This window comes from Meridianimarinicoccus zhengii (assembly GCF_003254465.1).
Classification (GTDB): Bacteria; Pseudomonadota; Alphaproteobacteria; order Rhodobacterales; family Rhodobacteraceae; genus Meridianimarinicoccus; species Meridianimarinicoccus zhengii.
The window spans coordinates 1-16,818 of record NZ_QDFI01000082.1; the positions used below are offsets into that span (position 1 = coordinate 1).

13 protein-coding genes and 1 tRNA gene are annotated in these 16,818 nt (G+C 67.2%); 5 read left to right on the forward strand and 9 right to left on the reverse strand.

The window, feature by feature from the left end; all coding sequences use genetic code 11:
• The 6 genes from DDE13_RS18950 to DDE13_RS18975 all read right to left on the reverse strand — a co-directional run.
• Nucleotides 1-474: transposase (locus DDE13_RS18950; protein ID WP_222626141.1), on the reverse strand; the 474-nt coding region annotated here is incomplete at its 3' end.
• A gap of 1,061 nt (nt 475-1,535) precedes the next feature.
• Nucleotides 1,536-1,610: transfer RNA gene (locus DDE13_RS18955), tRNA-Glu, on the reverse strand.
• Between the two features lie 93 nt (nt 1,611-1,703).
• Nucleotides 1,704-3,455: a single-stranded-DNA-specific exonuclease RecJ gene (gene recJ, locus DDE13_RS18960; RefSeq protein ID WP_111405807.1), complete on the reverse strand. Its 1,752-nt coding sequence runs from the start codon at nt 3,453-3,455 to the stop codon at nt 1,704-1,706.
• Nucleotides 3,455-4,420 (reverse strand): class II fructose-bisphosphatase, encoded by a 966-nt coding sequence (glpX, locus tag DDE13_RS18965; RefSeq protein ID WP_111405808.1) that lies wholly within the window; start codon nt 4,418-4,420, stop codon nt 3,455-3,457. The genes recJ and glpX overlap by 1 nt, the downstream gene beginning before the upstream one ends.
• 93 nt (nt 4,421-4,513) lie before the next feature.
• Entirely contained in the window at nt 4,514-5,803 is a 1,290-nt protein-coding gene (locus tag DDE13_RS18970; protein ID WP_111405809.1) for a homoserine dehydrogenase, read from the reverse strand.
• A 100-nt stretch (nt 5,804-5,903) separates the two neighbouring features.
• Entirely contained in the window at nt 5,904-6,155 is a 252-nt protein-coding gene (locus DDE13_RS18975; protein ID WP_111405810.1) for a hypothetical protein, read from the reverse strand.
• Nucleotides 6,156-6,294: 139 nt separating this feature from the next.
• Here DDE13_RS18975 and DDE13_RS18980 point away from each other — a divergent pair, with 139 nt between their 5' ends.
• From DDE13_RS18980 to rpoD, 4 genes are all read left to right on the forward strand, one after another.
• The gene (locus DDE13_RS18980; RefSeq protein ID WP_111405811.1) at nt 6,295-6,798 is read left to right on the forward strand and encodes a hypothetical protein; all 504 of its coding nucleotides are present in this window, start codon (nt 6,295-6,297) and stop codon (nt 6,796-6,798) included.
• A gap of 103 nt (nt 6,799-6,901) precedes the next feature.
• Nucleotides 6,902-8,341 carry a Glu/Leu/Phe/Val family dehydrogenase gene (locus DDE13_RS18985; RefSeq protein ID WP_394340313.1) on the forward strand — a complete coding sequence of 480 codons (1,440 nt, stop codon included), beginning with the start codon at nt 6,902-6,904 and terminating at the stop codon, nt 8,339-8,341.
• Between the two features lie 52 nt (nt 8,342-8,393).
• Nucleotides 8,394-10,364: a DNA primase gene (gene dnaG / locus DDE13_RS18990; protein ID WP_111405812.1), complete on the forward strand. Its 1,971-nt coding sequence runs from the start codon at nt 8,394-8,396 to the stop codon at nt 10,362-10,364.
• 132 nt (nt 10,365-10,496) lie between these two features.
• A complete protein-coding gene (rpoD, locus tag DDE13_RS18995; protein WP_111405813.1) occupies nt 10,497-12,488 on the forward strand; it encodes an RNA polymerase sigma factor RpoD in 1,992 nt (663 codons plus the stop codon).
• A 60-nt stretch (nt 12,489-12,548) separates the two neighbouring features.
• Here rpoD and DDE13_RS19000 read toward each other — a convergent pair whose 3' ends face one another.
• The 3 genes from DDE13_RS19000 to pyrC form a co-directional block, all read right to left on the reverse strand.
• Nucleotides 12,549-14,057, reverse strand: coding sequence for a replicative DNA helicase (locus DDE13_RS19000; protein ID WP_235868778.1), 1,509 nt, complete (start codon nt 14,055-14,057; stop codon nt 12,549-12,551).
• 180 nt (nt 14,058-14,237) lie between these two features.
• Nucleotides 14,238-14,912, reverse strand: coding sequence for an orotate phosphoribosyltransferase (locus tag DDE13_RS19005; RefSeq protein ID WP_111405815.1), 675 nt, complete (start codon nt 14,910-14,912; stop codon nt 14,238-14,240).
• A gap of 1 nt (nt 14,913) precedes the next feature.
• Nucleotides 14,914-15,957 carry a dihydroorotase gene (gene pyrC, locus DDE13_RS19010; protein WP_111405816.1) on the reverse strand — a complete coding sequence of 348 codons (1,044 nt, stop codon included), beginning with the start codon at nt 15,955-15,957 and terminating at the stop codon, nt 14,914-14,916.
• A gap of 149 nt (nt 15,958-16,106) precedes the next feature.
• On the opposite strand from pyrC, the gene DDE13_RS19015 reads away from it, so the two are divergent.
• The coding region (locus DDE13_RS19015) for an urease accessory protein UreD (protein ID WP_111405817.1) at nt 16,107-16,818 on the forward strand (712 nt) is incomplete at its 3' end.

The following is a 16,818-nucleotide window of genomic DNA, read 5'->3' on the forward strand; positions in this document are numbered from 1 at the left end:
GAGATATGGCCATTCCCCGGCCAGCGGGCGGTTCAGGAACTCGCCGACCCGCTCGTCGATATCCTTGCAGAGCTTGGATACCGTGCTCTTGGAGATGCCGCTCAGCCCCATTGCCTGCACCAACTCGTCGACGCGGCGGGTGGAGACGCCACCGATCCAGGCCTCCTGGATCACGGCGACCAGCGCCTGTTCCGACGTCTTGCGGGCCTCGAGGAAGCCAGGGAAGTAGCTCCCCTGCCGCAGCTTCGGCACCCGCAGGTTCAGCGTGCCCAAACGGGTATCGAGAGAACGGTCACGATACCCATTGCGCCAGGTCGTGCGCTCACCGTTGCGTTCATGACGCCCGGCGCCGATCAGGCCGTCGACATCGGCCTCCATGATCAGCTGAAGGACGGCCTCGGCGATGCTTCGCAGCAGATCGCCCTGATCGTGCTTTTGCAGAAGCTCTGACAGGTCCATGTTAGTCTTGGTCATCGGGGTCTCCGTGTGGTCCGTGGTTGAAGTCGCCAAACTCCACCTCGACCATGCACCTCGATGGCCACCAGGGATCACACCGTCGACGGTGCCGAAATTACACCACGTGCTCGGACGCTACCAGCCGCCGCACGGGACTGACGCAAGCATGCGATGCGCTGGACCCCGACGGCGACCGGATGGGTTCGCTCGACGCGGATCTTCCGCGACAAGCCTTCATCCACATCCGCGACTCGTTCGGCTCACGAACAGGGGCAGCGGCGACATGCCTGAAGGCTCTGCGCGCGGCCTACAAGTGGGGCCAGGATCGCGGGTATCCGCAAAACAGCCCGGTTTTCGGTGTGAAATCGGAGCATCGTGAGAAGGGCGGAGCCGTTCCTTGGACGGCCCGCGACGTCGAGAAGTTCCCGAAGAAGCACGGCCCAGGCACCATGGCCCGACTCTGGTTCGCGCTGGCATACTCAACGCACAGCCGCATCGGAGATGCGCCGACGCTCGGGCCGGGCAATGAAGCATGGCATGACGGCGTGCGATATCTCGAATGGCAGCCGCGGAAGAAAGGCAGCGCATTCGTCTCGATCCCGATGGAAGACATCCTTGCCGCAGCGCTCGAACACCACCCCGGTCGAGAGACGTATCTCGCAACGGAGTACGGAAAACCGTTCGCGTCTTCCGGATCGCTCGACAACCGGGTCCGAAAATGGCTCCTCGGAGCCGGCTTTAGCGAGCCATCGCGCGACGAGAAAGGCAAGCCGGTTCTCGATGAGTCGGGCAAGCCCAAGATCCGCGCGACCCGCTCACAGCATGGAATCCGCAAGGGTGTTGCGGCGCTCATGGCTGAACGAGGCGCCACGGAATACGAGCTCATGTCGTCGTTCGGCTGGACGGAGGCAAAAACGGCGGGCGTCCATACCCGCAAATTCCAGCGACGTGGCGCCGCCGCGGCGGCATCGAAGCGACTGTCCGGAGGAGTCAATTTGGAGGAAACTGGACCACGGCCCGAAACTCGTGGTCCAGTTTTGGAGCCAAGTTCCAGTAAAATAACGGCAAAATCCGCGCGTTGGCAGCCCGTAGGGGAATCGAACCCCTCTTTCCAGGTTGAAAACCTGGCGTCCTAACCGATAGACGAACGGGCCAGCGCCGTGGCGTGACGCGGGTTCTAGGCAAAGTACCATGTGCCTGCAAGGGCTTTTTCCTGCCCCGCGCACGATTTTTCCGACCGGGCCGCGTCAGGGAATGGCAGCGTCATCGAGCCTGATCTGCACCCGTGTGCGCCCGCCCCACTGGTTCAGGTCCAGTCGTCCGGCAACGTGCACGGTGCCGCCGCGCCGGGTTTCCAGCGCCGTCCCCATGGGGCCGTCGAATGCCCCGAAGGCAATCGCGTCAAGCGTATGTCCGGCCTGCGCGAGTGTCAGTTTCAGGTGATTGTCGCCCACGCGCCGGGCATCGCGGAGGACCAGGTCGGGCAAGGCGAAGCGCGGGGCGGGAGCGCCAGCGCCGAACGGCCCCGCGGCCTCCAGCCCTGCCACCAGGTCCGGGGTGGCGCCGGCAGGCATCAGCATCCCGTCGAGCCGCAGGTCGCGCGGTCCCACCGCCCCAGCGCCCTGCCGCGACATCAGGTCCGACAGGCGTGCCATGGCCGGTTCCAGCTGGTCCCGCGACAGGCTCAGCCCCGCGGCCATGCGGTGGCCACCGCCTTTTCCGATCAGTCCTTCGGCGGACAGGCGATGGACGGCAGCACCAAGGTCGATCCCGGCAACCGAGCGGCCCGATCCCTTTCCCGCGTCGCCTTCGAACCCGATGACGATGGCGGGGCGGTTCGCGGCCTCCTTCAGCCGTGCGGCGACGATGCCGACGACGCCGGGGTGCCAGCCGTCCCCCGCGGCCCAGACCAGCGGGGCGTCAAACCCACGGGCCTCGGCCTGGGCCAGTGCCGCTTCGCGCACCGCGGCTTCCACGGCGCGACGGTCGGCGTTGAGCTGCTCCAGCCGGTCGGCGAGCGCCATGGCCTCTGCCGGGTCGTCGGTGGCCAAGAGCCGCGCGCCGAGGTCCGCGGCGCCGATCCGCCCGCCCGCGTTGATCCGCGGTCCCAGTACGTAGCCGAGATGATACGCCGTGGGCGCCACGTCGAGCCGCGCGCGATCGGCGAGCGCGACCAGCCCCGGATTGCGCCGCGCGGCCATGACCCGCAGCCCCTGCCGCACCAGTGCACGGTTCACGCCGACCAGCGGCGCCACGTCGGCCACGGTGGCCAGCGCCACGAGATCAAGAAGCGGCATCAGGTCCGGTCCGGCCTTTCCGGCGTCCCGCAACTGGCGGTTCGCCTCCACCAGCATCAGGAAGACGACACCGGCAGCGCAGAGATGGCCGAGATCGCCGCTTTCATCCGCGCGGTTGGGGTTCACCACAGCCAGCGCGGGGGGAAGTGTCTCGCCGCCCAGATGGTGATCGAGGACGACGACATCCGTACCGGCGGCGGCAGCGACGGGGCCATGGCTGAGCGTGCCGCAATCGACGCAAACGATCAGGTCGTGGTCGGCGGCAAGTGCGGCCATCGCCGGTTCGTTGGGGCCGTAGCCTTCGTCGATCCGATCGGGGACATAAAGCGTCGCCGGAACCCCCATCCCGCGCAGCCAGCGGATCATCAGTGCCGCGGAGGCGCCGCCATCCACATCGTAGTCTGCGAAGATCGCGATGCGTTCCCGCGCAGCCACCGCCGCGACCACCCGTGCCGCGGCCGGTTCCATGTCGCGCAGGGCGCGCGGGTCCGGCAGCAGCGCCTTGAGCGTCGGTTCGAGAAAGGCGGGGGCCGCGTCCGCATCCACGCCGCGGCGGGCCAGCACGGCGCACAGCGCGGGCGGATGGCCGGTACGCTGCGCCAGCGCCAGCCCGGCGCGCGCGGTGGCGTCGTCAGGTCCGACCCAGCGCCGCCCGGTCAGGGACCGGGTGACGCCCAGAAAGGCCCCTGCGTCATCCGCCATCAGCGGGTGGGGTTGCGGTAGATCATCCGACGCACCGACCCGGTCTTGGACCGCATCAGGATCGTCTCGATGGTGACATAGCCCACTTCCCGCTTGATCCCCGCCACCAGCGAGCCGTCGGTCACGCCGCTCGCGGCGAAGATCACGTCGTCCATCACCAGACCGTCGAGATCGTAGACCTTGTCGGTTTCGGTGATCCCGGCCTTGGCGGCGCGGTCACGTTCGTCATCGTTGCGGAACAGAAGCTTGCCGTAGATCTGCCCGCCGAGACATTTCAGCGCTGCCGCGGCCAGCACGCCCTCAGGGGCGCCGCCCGATCCCATGTACATGTCGATGCCGGTCTTGACCGGGTCGGCGCAATGGATCACGCCCGCCACGTCGCCATCGGTGATGAGCCGGATCGCGCAGCCGGTTTCGCGCAGTTCGGCCACCATGGCGTCGTGGCGCGGGCGTTCCAGCACGCAGACGGTGACATCGGCCATGTCGCCACCCTTCGCCTTGGCCAGTGCCGCGACCCGTTCGGCCGGCGACATGTCGAGCGTCACGAGATCCCTGGCATAGCCCGGCCCGATGGCCAGCTTGTCCATGTACACGTCGGGCGCGTGCAGCATCGACCCTTTCGGCCCCATGGCGATCACGGTCAACGCGTTGGGCATGTCCTTGGCGGTCAGGGTCGTGCCTTCGAGCGGGTCGAGCGCGATGTCCACCGCGGGCCCCTGTCCGGTGCCGACCTCTTCGCCGATATACAGCATCGGGGCCTCGTCCCGTTCGCCTTCGCCGATCACGATGGTCCCGGCGATGTCGAGCATGTTCAACTGCGTGCGCATCGCGTCGACCGCCGCCTGATCCGCGGCCTTCTCGTCGCCGCGCCCGACATGCCGGGCCGAAGCCATCGCCGCCGCCTCGGACACGCGGGCGAGGCCCAGTGACAACATGCGGTCGTTGAAATCGGTCGGGGTCTTCATGGGCATCCTCGCTCTGGACTGCGGCACGTCGCGCGCCGGGAAACGGTTAACGGCTTCCCCATGGGCAGGCGGGGCAGCACACGCGCCCCGGACTTACACTTCTTCGATGCGGATCGCCACCGGCGCGGCACTCAGAACGCCGGTTGCGTCAAATTTCGCCATCGCGTGATCCAGCGCGTCGCGGGTGCCCTTGTGGGTGACGATCAGCACCGGCGCGGCCTCGCCATGGCGGCCGTACTGCCGCATCCGGTCGATGGACAGCCCCTCGTCGCCCAGGACCGTGGCGATGCGCGCCAGCGCGCCGGGCTTGTCCAGCAGCGACAGCCGCAGATACCACGCCGCGGGCGCCGAGGCGGCGGCGGGCGGCACAGCCTTCAGGGTGCGGGCGGGCTGGCCGAACACGGGCAGGATCAACCCCCGCGCGATGTCGAGAACATCGGCCATCACCGCGGACGCGGTCGGACCTTCGCCCGCGCCTGCGCCGCGCAGCACGATCTGTCCGCAGCTGTCGCCGTCGATCACCACCATGTTGGTCGCATTGCGCAACTGCCCCAGCGGCGACTTGCGCGGCACGAGGCAGGGGGTCATGCGCTGCTCCAGCCCCCGCGCCTCGGACATCTGCGCCACCCCCAGCAGCTTGATCCGGTAGCCCATGTCGCCCGCGCGGGTGATGTCCTCGATCGTGATCCGGTCGATGCCTTCCAGATGCACGTTGTCGAAATCGACCTGCGTCCCGAAGGCGATGGACGCCAGCAGCGCCAGCTTGTGGCCCGCGTCGATCCCGCCCACGTCAAGCTGCGGGTCGGCTTCCAGATAGCCGAGGTCCGCGGCCTCCTTGAAGACCTTGCCATAAGGCAGGCCCGACGCCTCCATCCGGGTCAGGATGTAGTTGCAGGTGCCGTTCATTACGCCCATCACGCGGGTGATCCGGTTTGCCGAAAGCGACTCCGACAGCGCCTTGACCACGGGGATGCCGCCGGCCACCGCCGCTTCGAAGCGCAGGGCGACGCCCGCCGCCTCGGCTTCCTCGGCAAGGCCTTGCCCGTGCACCGCCAGCATCGCCTTGTTGGCGGTGACCACGTGCTTGCCTCGTGCGATCGCGGCCCGGGTCGCGGCGCGCGCGGGTCCGTCGGTGCCGCCCATCAACTCCACGAGCACATCGACGTCGTCGCGCCCGGCCAATGCAACGGGATCGTCCTCCCAGGCATAGCCGGACAGGTCCACGCCGCGGTCCTTGTTGCGCGACCGCGCCGACACGGCGCTGATCGTCACCGGACGCCCCGTCCGCGCTGCCAGCATGTCGGCATGGGTCTGCACGATCTTCACGACGCCGGTACCGACGGTTCCAAGCCCGGCAATCCCGAGGCGCAGGGGGTCTGTCATGGCATCGCTCCGTGATTGATTTCGATGATTTCGATGGCCGCTCGCGCGGGTCCGGGCGGTGTTAGCGGGCTTTGACCGGGGGTGCAACGCGCGGGGGCGTTCAGGGCTGAGCGGCCCGCAGCGCATCCGCCCGGTCGCGCAGCCGTGCGCCGCGATCCTGCAACTCGGTCGTCGCATCGGCGGTGCGCCCGTCATCCTCCGCCGCCGCCGCGAGGATCGCATCGACCGGTTCCAGTTCCGGCATCGTGCGCGGGGCGCTGTCGCCGAATACCCGGTCTTCGGGAAAATCGGGCGGCGCGCAGGCGGCCAGCACGGGCAGGGCGGTCAGAAGGGCGATCAGGCTCAGGCGCATCGGCAATCCCGCTATCAGGGCAGCATGTCTGGCCATAGCATCCCGCGGACGCTCGCCACCAGCACCGTGCGACAGGCGCTGGCCTGCGGGGCGGAAAATCCCGCTCGCACCCGCCGGACGCTTCGGGTAACCGAAGCGCATGGATCAGCCCGTCATCTGTACGCTCAGCCCTTCGCCGGTCCGCCGCGTCACCGCCACGGTGACATTGGCGGGTGTGGCGCTTCTCCTGCTCTGGGTCGTGCTGGCGACGCCGCCGCAGCATCCCGGATGGCTGCTGTTCCTGCTGGGAACGGGCGCGGGGATGCTGTGGCTGTCCGTGCGCTTGTGGCAGGCGACCGACCGGCGCATCATCCTGACCCGTGCCGGGCTTTTCGACAGCAACGGCACCTGCATCGCGCCGCTGGAACAGATCGTCGAGGTCGATCGCGGCGTTTTTGCCTTCAAGCCGTCCGGCGGGTTCGTGCTGCGCCTGACGCACGCGCCGGGGCGGGCCTGGGCGCCCGGGCTGTGGTGGCGGCTGGGGCGCAAGCTTGGCGTCGGCGGCGTAACGGGCAACGCACAAGGCCGCGCCATGGCCGAGATGATCGCCATCGTCCTGTCGGACCGGGACGGCAGGCTGCACGGGTCCGACCCTGACGCCTGAAATCGCCTCGGACATGTCGGAATTCCGCTGGGTTTTGGTCACATTCCCGCGTTAGGCTGAGGGAAAGGGCTGCGCGACAGCCCGGTTCAAGGGAGGGACCGTCATGAACCAGATCACCGGGACGCACGAGCCGAGTTTCCGCGACAGCGTCAACCTCATGTTCAACCGCGCCGTGGCGCTTATGGACCTGTCACCGGGGCTGGAGGAAAAGATCCGCGTCTGCAACGCCACCTACACGGTGCGCTTCGGTGTGCGGCTGCGCGGTCAGATCCACACATTCACCGGCTACCGCTCGGTCCATTCCGAACACATGGAACCCGTGAAGGGCGGCATACGCTATGCGTTGGCCGTGAACCAGGACGAGGTGGAGGCGCTGGCGGCGCTGATGACCTATAAATGCGCGCTGGTGGAAACGCCCTTCGGCGGATCCAAGGGCGGGCTGTGCATCGACCCGCGCGCATGGGAAGAGCACGAGCTTGAGCAGATCACCCGGCGTTTCGCCTATGAACTGGCCAAGCGCGACCTCATCAGCCCGTCGCAGAACGTCCCCGCGCCCGACATGGGCACGGGCGAGCGGGAAATGGCGTGGATCGCGGACCAGTACCGCCGGATGCACACGACGGACATCAATGCGAATGCCTGCGTGACCGGAAAGCCACTGCACGCGGGCGGCATCCAGGGCCGGGTGGAGGCGACGGGGCGCGGCGTGCAGTACGCGCTGCGCGAATTCTTCCGCCACCCGGAGGACATTGCCAAGGCGGGGCTGTCAGGCGGGCTGGACGGCAAGCGGATCATCGTGCAGGGGCTTGGGAACGTGGGCTACCATGCCGCCAGCTTCCTGCGGGCAGAAGACGGCGCGAAGATCACCGGCATCATCGAGCGCGACGGTGCGCTGCATTCCGAGGACGGGCTGGATGTCGAAGCCGTCCATGCGTGGATCGCCAAGCATGGCGGCGTCACGGGCTTTCCGGATGCGACGCACACGACCGACGGCGGATCGGTTCTGGAGGCGGACTGCGACATCCTGATCCCGGCCGCGCTTGAAGGCGTCATCAATCGCGACAACGCCGCACGCATCAAGGCGACGCTGATCATCGAGGCGGCAAACGGCCCCGTGACCGCCATGGCCGACGAGATCCTGCGCGAGCGGGGCGTGGTCATCATCCCCGACATGTACGCCAATGCGGGCGGGGTGACGGTCAGCTATTTCGAATGGGTCAAGAACCTGTCGCATATACGGTTCGGCCGGATGCAGCGCCGGCAGGAAGAAGCGCGCCACCAGCTCGTGGTGGACGAACTTGAACGGCTGGACCGCTATCTCGGCGACGCATGGTCCATGACGCCGGATTTCAAGGCGAAATACCTGCGCGGCGCGGGGGAACTGGAGCTGGTGCGCTCCGGACTCGATGATACGATGCGCACGGCCTATCAATCCATGCGCGAGGTGTGGAACGGTCGTGACGACGTGACGGACCTGCGCACCGCCGCGTACCTGGTGGCCATCGGGCGCGTCGCGGCAAGCTATCGCGCGATGGGACTGTAAGGGACACGGGCCGCGCTTTACACCCGCGCGGTGCGGCCCGATACTGCCGGGCATGAGTCTCCCACCCGGTTTCCTTGACGAGCTGCGCACCCGCGTGAGCCTGATCCATGTGGTGGGGCGCAAGGTCGCGTGGGACAATCGCAAATCCAATCCCGGCAAGGGCGACATGTGGGCGCCATGTCCCTTCCATCAGGAAAGGACGGCGAGCTTCCATGCCGACGACCGCAAGGGCTTCTATTACTGCTTCGGCTGCCAGGCGAAGGGCGACGCGCTGAAATTCGTGATGGAAACCGAGAACATGTCCTTCATGGAGGCGGTGGAGACGCTGGCGCGCGAGGCCGGCATGACCATGCCCGCGCCCGACCCGAAGGCGCGCGAGAAAGCCGACCGCCATGCGCAACTGGCTGAGGTCCTGGAGGCCGCCGCGGGGTTCTTCAGCTTGCAGTTGGCGGCAGGTGTGGGGCGCGCGGCGCGCGACTATCTCGATGGGCGCGGGTTGTCCGCCGCGGCACGGGACCGCTTCGGCATCGGCTACGCGCCCAACGGACGCACGGCGCTCTGGCAGCATCTGACGGGCAAGGGCTTCGCCCCCGCGCTGATCGTGGACAGCGGCATGGCCATCGCGCCCGACGATGGCGGCGCGCCCTACGACCGCTTCCGCGACCGGATCATGTTCCCGATCCGCGACGTGAAGGGCCGCTGCATCGCCTTCGGCGGGCGGGCCATGTCGCCGGAGGCGCGGGCGAAATACCTCAATTCGCCGGAAACCGCGCTCTTCGACAAGGGCCGGTCGCTCTACAACCAGCAGGCCGCGCGGGCCGCGGCAGGCGGGGACGCCGCCCTGATCGTGGCCGAAGGCTACATGGACGTGATCGCGCTGTCCGAGGCCGGGTTCAAGGCGACGGTCGCCCCGCTGGGCACGGCGATCACCGCGCCACAGCTGGAGCTGATATGGCGGATCGCGCCCGAGCCGATCATCGCGCTCGACGGTGACAACGCGGGCCTGCGCGCTGGCATGCGGCTGATCGACGTGGCGCTGCCGCTGCTGCAGCCGGGGCGCGGCTTGCGTTTCGCGCTGCTGCCGGAAGGGCAGGACCCGGACGACCTGCTGCGCACGGGCGGTGCGGCCGCGATGCAGGCCGCGATCGATGCGGCGCAGCCGATGGTACAGCTTCTGTGGCAACGGGAGACGAATGGCGAGCGTTTCGACAGCCCGGAACGGCGCGCGGGTCTCGACAAGCGGATCAACGAGTTGACCGCCCAGATCCCCGATCAGTCCGTGCGCCACCATTACCGGCAGGAATTGCGCCGCCTGCAATGGGAGACGTTTCGCCCTGCGCGCAATGCCGCGGGGAATGGCAAGGGCTGGCGCGACCGTGCGAAGACCGACACGCCCCCCAGCACGGGTGCACGCCGGTCGCTGCTGGCGGCGGTGGACGCCGCAGAGGTCGATACGGCGCTGCGCGAACGGGTGATCCTCGCCGTTGCGTTGGCGACGCCGGCCGTTCTCGATCTCGTGGCGGACGCGCTGGCCGACTTGCCGCTGTCCGACCGTCTGCATGACGGGCTGCGGCGCGCGATGCTCGACTGGCACGTCAGCCCCACGGGCACTTTGGCGGACTGCATCGCCGCCAGCGTCGGCCCTGGAGCCCTTGAAACCCTGACGGGCCATGCGCATGTGGCATTGGTGCCCGCGGTCCGGCGGGCCGGGGACGTGGGGCTTGCCGAACGCACGATCGCCGAGGAAATCGACAAGCTGGCCACGGCGCGCGGCCACGCCGCCGAATTGCGTGAAGCCTTGCAGGATGTGGCTGGCGATGACGACACGCTGCCCGAACGGGTACTGTGGCGCATCGCGCAGGCGACCGAGGCGCGCAACCGCGCACGACGCCCCGATCTAGACGACCGGGCGGAATTCGACCTCGGCGCGAACGGCGCCAAGCTGAACAGGGAAGAGCGCAGCACCTTCGACCAACTGATTCGTGACATTTCCTTCACGAAACCGGGCGGCAGGCCGTCCTGACCGCCATTTTTCGAAGGAAATGTCGAAAAAAACCGCTTACACACGGGCGCGAATCGCTTCAGTGCCCTATGTGATTCTCTCGTACCCCGGCCAGCCCGGTGATCGCCCATCGTCGCCACCAAGGAGACCCGCATGGCTGCAAAAGACACCGAAGATCGCAAGCAGGACAATGCCGACGCCGAACCCATGCTCGACATGAGCCAGGCGGCGGTCAAGAAGATGATTGCCGAGGCACGTGAACGCGGTTTCATCACATACGACCAGCTGAACCAGGTCCTGCCGCCCGATCAGGTGTCCTCCGAGCAGATCGAGGACGTGATGTCGATGCTGTCCGAGATGGGCATCAACATCATCGAGGAAGAAGAAGACAGCGACGGCAACAAGAGCACCGAACTGGTGGCCACCAGCGGGTCGCGCGATGTGACGGTGGCGCATTCCGAGACCGAAAAGCTCGACCGGACCGACGATCCGGTGCGCATGTACCTGCGCGAGATGGGGTCGGTCGAACTGCTGTCCCGCGAGGGCGAGATCGCCATCGCCAAGCGGATCGAGGCCGGTCGCAACACGATGATCGCGGGCCTGTGCGAAAGCCCGCTGACATTCCAGGCGATCACCATCTGGCGCGACGAACTGCTGTCCGAAGACATCCTGCTGCGCGACGTGATCGACCTTGAAACCACGTTCGGCAACGCGATGGACGAGGACGGTGAAGGCGATGTGGCCCCCGTCGTGGCCCCCGTGACCGATGGCGCCCCCGCCCGCGAATCGAAGGACAAGGATGCCGAGACGGAAGTCGATGCCGACGGCAACCCGATCCAGCATGACGACGACGACGACGACGACGATCAGGCGAACATGTCGCTGGCGGCGATGGAATCGGCGCTGAAGCCGCGGGTTCTGGAAACACTCGACCGGATCGCGCTGGACTATGAAACGCTGGCGGAAATCCAGGATCGCCGCATGACGGCCACGCTGGAAGGCAAGAACGGCTTCAGCGACGCGGACGAGGCGACCTATCAGAAATTGCGGTCGGAGATCGTGGAACTGGTCAACGGGCTGCACCTGCACGCCAACCGGATCGAGGCGCTAATCGACCAGCTTTACGGGATCAACCGCCGGATCATGTCGATCGATGGCGCGATGGTGAAGCTCGCGGACCAGGCACGCATCAACCGCCGCGATTTCATCGACGCCTATCGCGGGGCGGAACTGGACCCGAACTGGGTCGAGCGGATGAAGGCCAGCCCGGGCCGCGGCTGGCAGGCGCTGTTCGAACGCTCCGCCGACCGGGTGGACGAGTTGCGCGCCGAAATGGTGCAGGTCGGCCAGTATGTCGGCCTCGACATCCAGGAATTCCGCCGCATCGTGAACCAGGTCCAGAAGGGCGAAAAGGAAGCCCGTCAGGCCAAGAAGGAAATGGTCGAAGCGAACCTGCGGCTCGTGATCTCCATCGCCAAGAAATACACGAACCGTGGCCTGCAATTCCTTGATCTCATTCAGGAAGGCAATATCGGCCTGATGAAGGCGGTGGACAAGTTCGAATACCGCCGCGGCTACAAGTTCTCGACCTACGCGACATGGTGGATCCGGCAGGCGATCACGCGCTCCATCGCGGATCAGGCCCGCACGATCCGCATCCCCGTCCACATGATCGAGACGATCAACAAGCTGGTGCGCACGGGTCGGCAGATGCTGCACGAGATCGGGCGGGAAGCCACGCCCGAAGAACTGGCGGCGAAGCTCCAGATGCCGCTGGAAAAGGTCCGCAAGGTGATGAAGATCGCCAAGGAGCCGATCAGCCTTGAAACCCCCATCGGGGACGAGGAAGACAGCCAGCTTGGCGACTTCATCGAGGACAAGAACGCGATCCTTCCGCTCGACAGCGCTATCCAGGACAACCTGAAGGAAACGACGACGCGGGTGCTGGCCAGCCTCACGCCGCGCGAGGAACGGGTGCTGCGGATGCGCTTCGGGATCGGCATGAACACAGACCACACGCTGGAAGAGGTGGGCCAGCAGTTCAGCGTGACCCGCGAACGGATCCGGCAGATCGAGGCGAAGGCCCTGCGCAAGCTCAAGCACCCGTCCCGGTCGCGCAAGCTGCGGTCGTTCCTCGACCAGTGACACGAAAAGCCCCGGCGGATGGCGCCGGGGTTTCTCACTTGCAGCGGGCGAAAAGGGTCGTCAGAAACTGTCGCTACCCGCCTGCCACGGTTTCACGAGATTGCCGAAGCGCGTGAAGCGGCCCTCGAAGCTCAAATCCACCGTGCCGATGGGGCCGTGGCGTTGCTTGCCGATGATGACCTCGGCCTTGCCGTGGACACGCTCCATCGCCTCCTGCCACTTCGCCATCTCGTCCAGCTTCTCGTCTCCGGGCTTTTCCCGTTCCTTGTAGTATTCCTCGCGGTAGACGAACATCACCACGTCGGCGTCCTGTTCGATGGAGCCGGATTCGCGCAGGTCGGACAGTTGCGGGCGCTTGTCGTCGCGGTTTTCCACCTGGCGCGACAACTGCGACAGGGCCACCACGGGGATGTCGAGTTCCTTGGCGATGGCCTTCAGCCCCTGCGTGATCTCCGACACCTCGTTGACGCGGCTGTCCTTGGCCGTCGCCGGGCGTACCAGTTGCAGGTAATCCACGAACAGCGCATCGAGCCCGTGGGTTCGCTTCAGCCGCCGCGCGCGGGCCGCCAACTGGCTGATCGGCAGGGCGGGCGTGTCGTCGATGAAGAGCGGGCAGGATTCCAGCGCCTTCGCGGCTTCGACGAAGCGGCGGAACTCGGCCTCGGTCATGTCGCCGCGGCGGATCTGTTCGCTGGGCACCTCGGCGGCCTCGGACAGCACGCGCGCCGCAAGCTGTTCCGATGACATTTCCAGCGAGAAGAACCCCACTACGCCGCCATTGACCGTGCCCTCGGACCCGTCGGGGCGGACGCCCTTCTGGTAGCCCTTTGCGATGTTGAAGGCGATGTTGGTGGCCAGCGACGTCTTGCCCATGGACGGGCGACCGGCGAGGATCAGCAGGTCCGACTTGTGCAGGCCCCCGAGTTTCTTGTCGAGGTCGTCAAGCCCGGTGGCGACCCCCGACAGGCCCCCGTCGCGCAGATAGGCGGCGTTGGCCACGTTGATCGCACTGGTCGCCGCCGACAGGAAGGACTGGAACCCCTGCGTGACCTGCCCGGTCTCACCCATCAGGTAGAGCTGCTGTTCGGCTTCCACGATCTGGCCGCGCGGGTCGCTGTCGGGGGTCACGCGGCCCGCCTTGTCGGCGATATTGCGCCCCAGGTCGATCAACTGCCGCCGCATGGCCAGATCGCGGATCAGTTCGGCATAGTCCTTGGCCGCGTAGGTCGAAATCGACGCGGCGGCGAGCCGCACGAGGTAGGCTGGCCCCCCCAGCTCCTTCAGCCCGGAATCCTCGGCCAGGAAATTTGCCAGCGTTACCGGCGTCACCAGCTTGTTGTCCGACAGCCGCGCCACCGCGGTTTCATAGATGCGCCGGTGCACGGGGTCGAAGAAATGCGCGGGGGCAACGATCTGCGCGATGCGGTCATAGACCTGATCGTTGGTCAGAAGCGCGCCAAGAAGCTGCTGCTCGGCCTCGATCGAATGGGGCAGGGTGCCTGCGGCCTCGTCGTTCCCGGACGGCGCGGCAGGCGGGTTGGCGGGGGTAAGGCCGGTGATCTGGTTCATGGCTGCTCCCTGCATTGTGATCCCCCGGTCGGATGCCGGTGGTGCAACTGACTACGCCTTCGGCCGGACGCAGGCAAATTGTATAGTCCTGTGGGCGGCCTGTGGATCGCCTGTGGATAACGTTCATCTTGCGGCAGGCATGCGCCAGCCGTCAACATCTTGCGGTACTGCGCCGAAAATTCAGGTGCGGGCGGCCTGCCATGCGCGCGGGTCCGCCAGGAAGCTTTCGACCTCGGCCAACGTTTCCGCGTCGAAGTTGCCCGCCGCGCGGGCCTCGGCCAGAACGTCATGCCACGTGCACAGGTGATGCAGCCGCACACCGTGATCGCCCAGAGTCTTTTCCGTTTCCGGGAATATCCCGTAGTAGAAAATTACCGCCGTGTGGTGGCAACTGGCGCCTGTTTCGCGGATCGCGTCCACGAAGCTGATCTTGGACCCGCCATCGGTGGTCAGATCCTCCACCAGCAGCACGCGCTGGCCCTCGGTCATCACGCCTTCGATCCGGGCGTTGCGGCCGTAGCCTTTCGGCTTTTTGCGCACATAGGTCATGGGCAGGCCCATGCGTTCGGCCACCAGCGCCGCGAAGGGGATGCCCGCCGTCTCGCCGCCCGCGATGTTGTCGAATGCCTCGAAGCCCGCGTCGCGCATGACGGTAACGGTGAGGAAATCCATCAGCGTGCTGCGGATGCGCGGGAAACTGATGAGCTTGCGGCAATCGATATAGGTCGGGCCGGGCAAGCCCGAAGCATAGATGTAAGGCTCCTGCGCGTTGAAATGCACCGCGCCGATTTCCAGCAGCATCCGGGCGGACAGGCGGGCGATCTCGGCCCGGTCGGGAAAGGATGTGGGGATCATGTCACGCCTCCACGCGCCAGTGCAGGGGGAAACCGGGGTCGAAGACCGTCACCGGCCCGTCCTCCGTGTCGATGGCCGCCGGATAGGTGACGGGATCCCCCTTCACCAGCGTGATGGTGCCCTCGTTCACAGGCAATTTGTAGAAGGCAGGCCCATGCAGCGACGTGAAGCCCTCCAGCCGGTCCAGTGCGCCTTCGCGCTCGAACACTTCCGCAAGGCAGGACAAGGTGTTGGTCGCCGTGAAACAGCCCGCACAGCCGCAGGGCTGCAGCTTGGCCGCATCGAGATGCGGCGCGCTGTCGGTGCCCAGAAAGAACCGCGGATCGCCCGAGGTGGCGGCGGCCACCAGCGCATCCCGGTGCGTGGCGCGTTTTGCCACGGGCAGGCAGTAGTAATGGGGCCGGATGCCCCCGGCGAGGATATGGTTGCGGTCGATGATCAGGTGATGGGTCGTGATCGTCGCGCCCATCGTGCCCTCGGGTTGCGACCGGACATAATCCACGCCTTGCCGGGTCGTCACATGCTCCAGCACCGTGCGCAGCTTCGGCAACCGTTCGCGCAGGGGGGCGAGCACGGTGTCGATGAACACGGCCTCCCGGTCGAAGATGTCGATGTCGGGGTCCGTCACCTCGCCATGCAGGCACAGCGGCAGGCCGATCTGCGCCATCGTCTCCAGCACGCGCATCACGCGGTCCAGATCGCGCACGCCGGATGCCGAGTTAGTCGTCGCCCCTGCCGGATAGAGCTTCACCGCCGAGATCAGCCCGATCTCGGCCGCGGCGCGCACATCCTTCGGGTCCGTCGTTTCGGTCAGGTACAGCGTCATCAGCGGCTTGAAGCCGTTGTTCAGCGGCTTCGCGGCCATGATCCGGTCGCGGTAATCGGCGGCGTCCGCGGCTGTCACCACCGGCGGCACGAGGTTCGGCATGATGATCGCGCGGGCGAAATGGCGCGCGGTTTCGGGCAGCACCGCGCGCAGCATGGCGCCGTCGCGCAGGTGCAGGTGCCAGTCGTCGGGCTGGCGCAGGGTCAGGCGGTCGGTCATGGCCTGCGCGATAGCGAATCCCGCCGTCCCTGACCAGACCGCATCTGCAGCCGGGCCTTGCCCAAATAAGTGGCATGCTGCACGAATTCGCGCGCGTGGCCGGTGATGGCAGTTGTCGCCGGACCATGTGCGCGACTAGGGTCAGACCGATGACCGACCTTGCACCGCTTCCGCCACTCGCTGCCCCCGTCAGCCCGCACCAGCGCGTGCGCGGTCGGGCCGACGTGGCGCTCGAGTCCGGTCCGCGCGTCCCGCGTCTGACGCGGCTGTTCCAGCAGGGGTCGGCCAAGGCGATGCTGCCACGGGTTCATTCCGACCGGCCCGAAGTGGTGTTCCTGAACACCGCCGGCGGGCTGACCGGTGGCGACGATCTGCACCTGTCGCTGTCTCTGGGCGCCGGTGTGCGCGCCGTCGCGGCCACCCAGACGGCCGAGCGCGCCTATGCCAGTCTCGGTGCGCCCGCGCGCATGACCGTGCGGATGCGGGCCGGGCCGGGCGCCGTGCTGCACTGGCTGCCGCAGGAAACGATCCTCTTCGACCGCTCGGCGCTGCACCGGCGCACCGAGATCGACCTCGCCGATGACGCGGAACTGGTCATGGGCGAAACGCTCGTGCTGGGCCGCAGCGCCATGGGCGAAACGGTGCGCGATATCTCCTGCCACGACCTGCGCCGCGTGTCGCGCAATGGGCGTCCGGTCCTCGTCGATCCGTTTCGTCTGACGACCGATGCGCTGGCGCGGCGCACCGGACCGGCCATGCTTGGCGATGCCGTGGCGCTGGCCGTTCTGGCGCGTGTCGCGCCGGGTGCCGAGGACGGGCTGGGCGCCGTGCGCGCGGCGCTGGCGGAGCTGCCGACGGGCG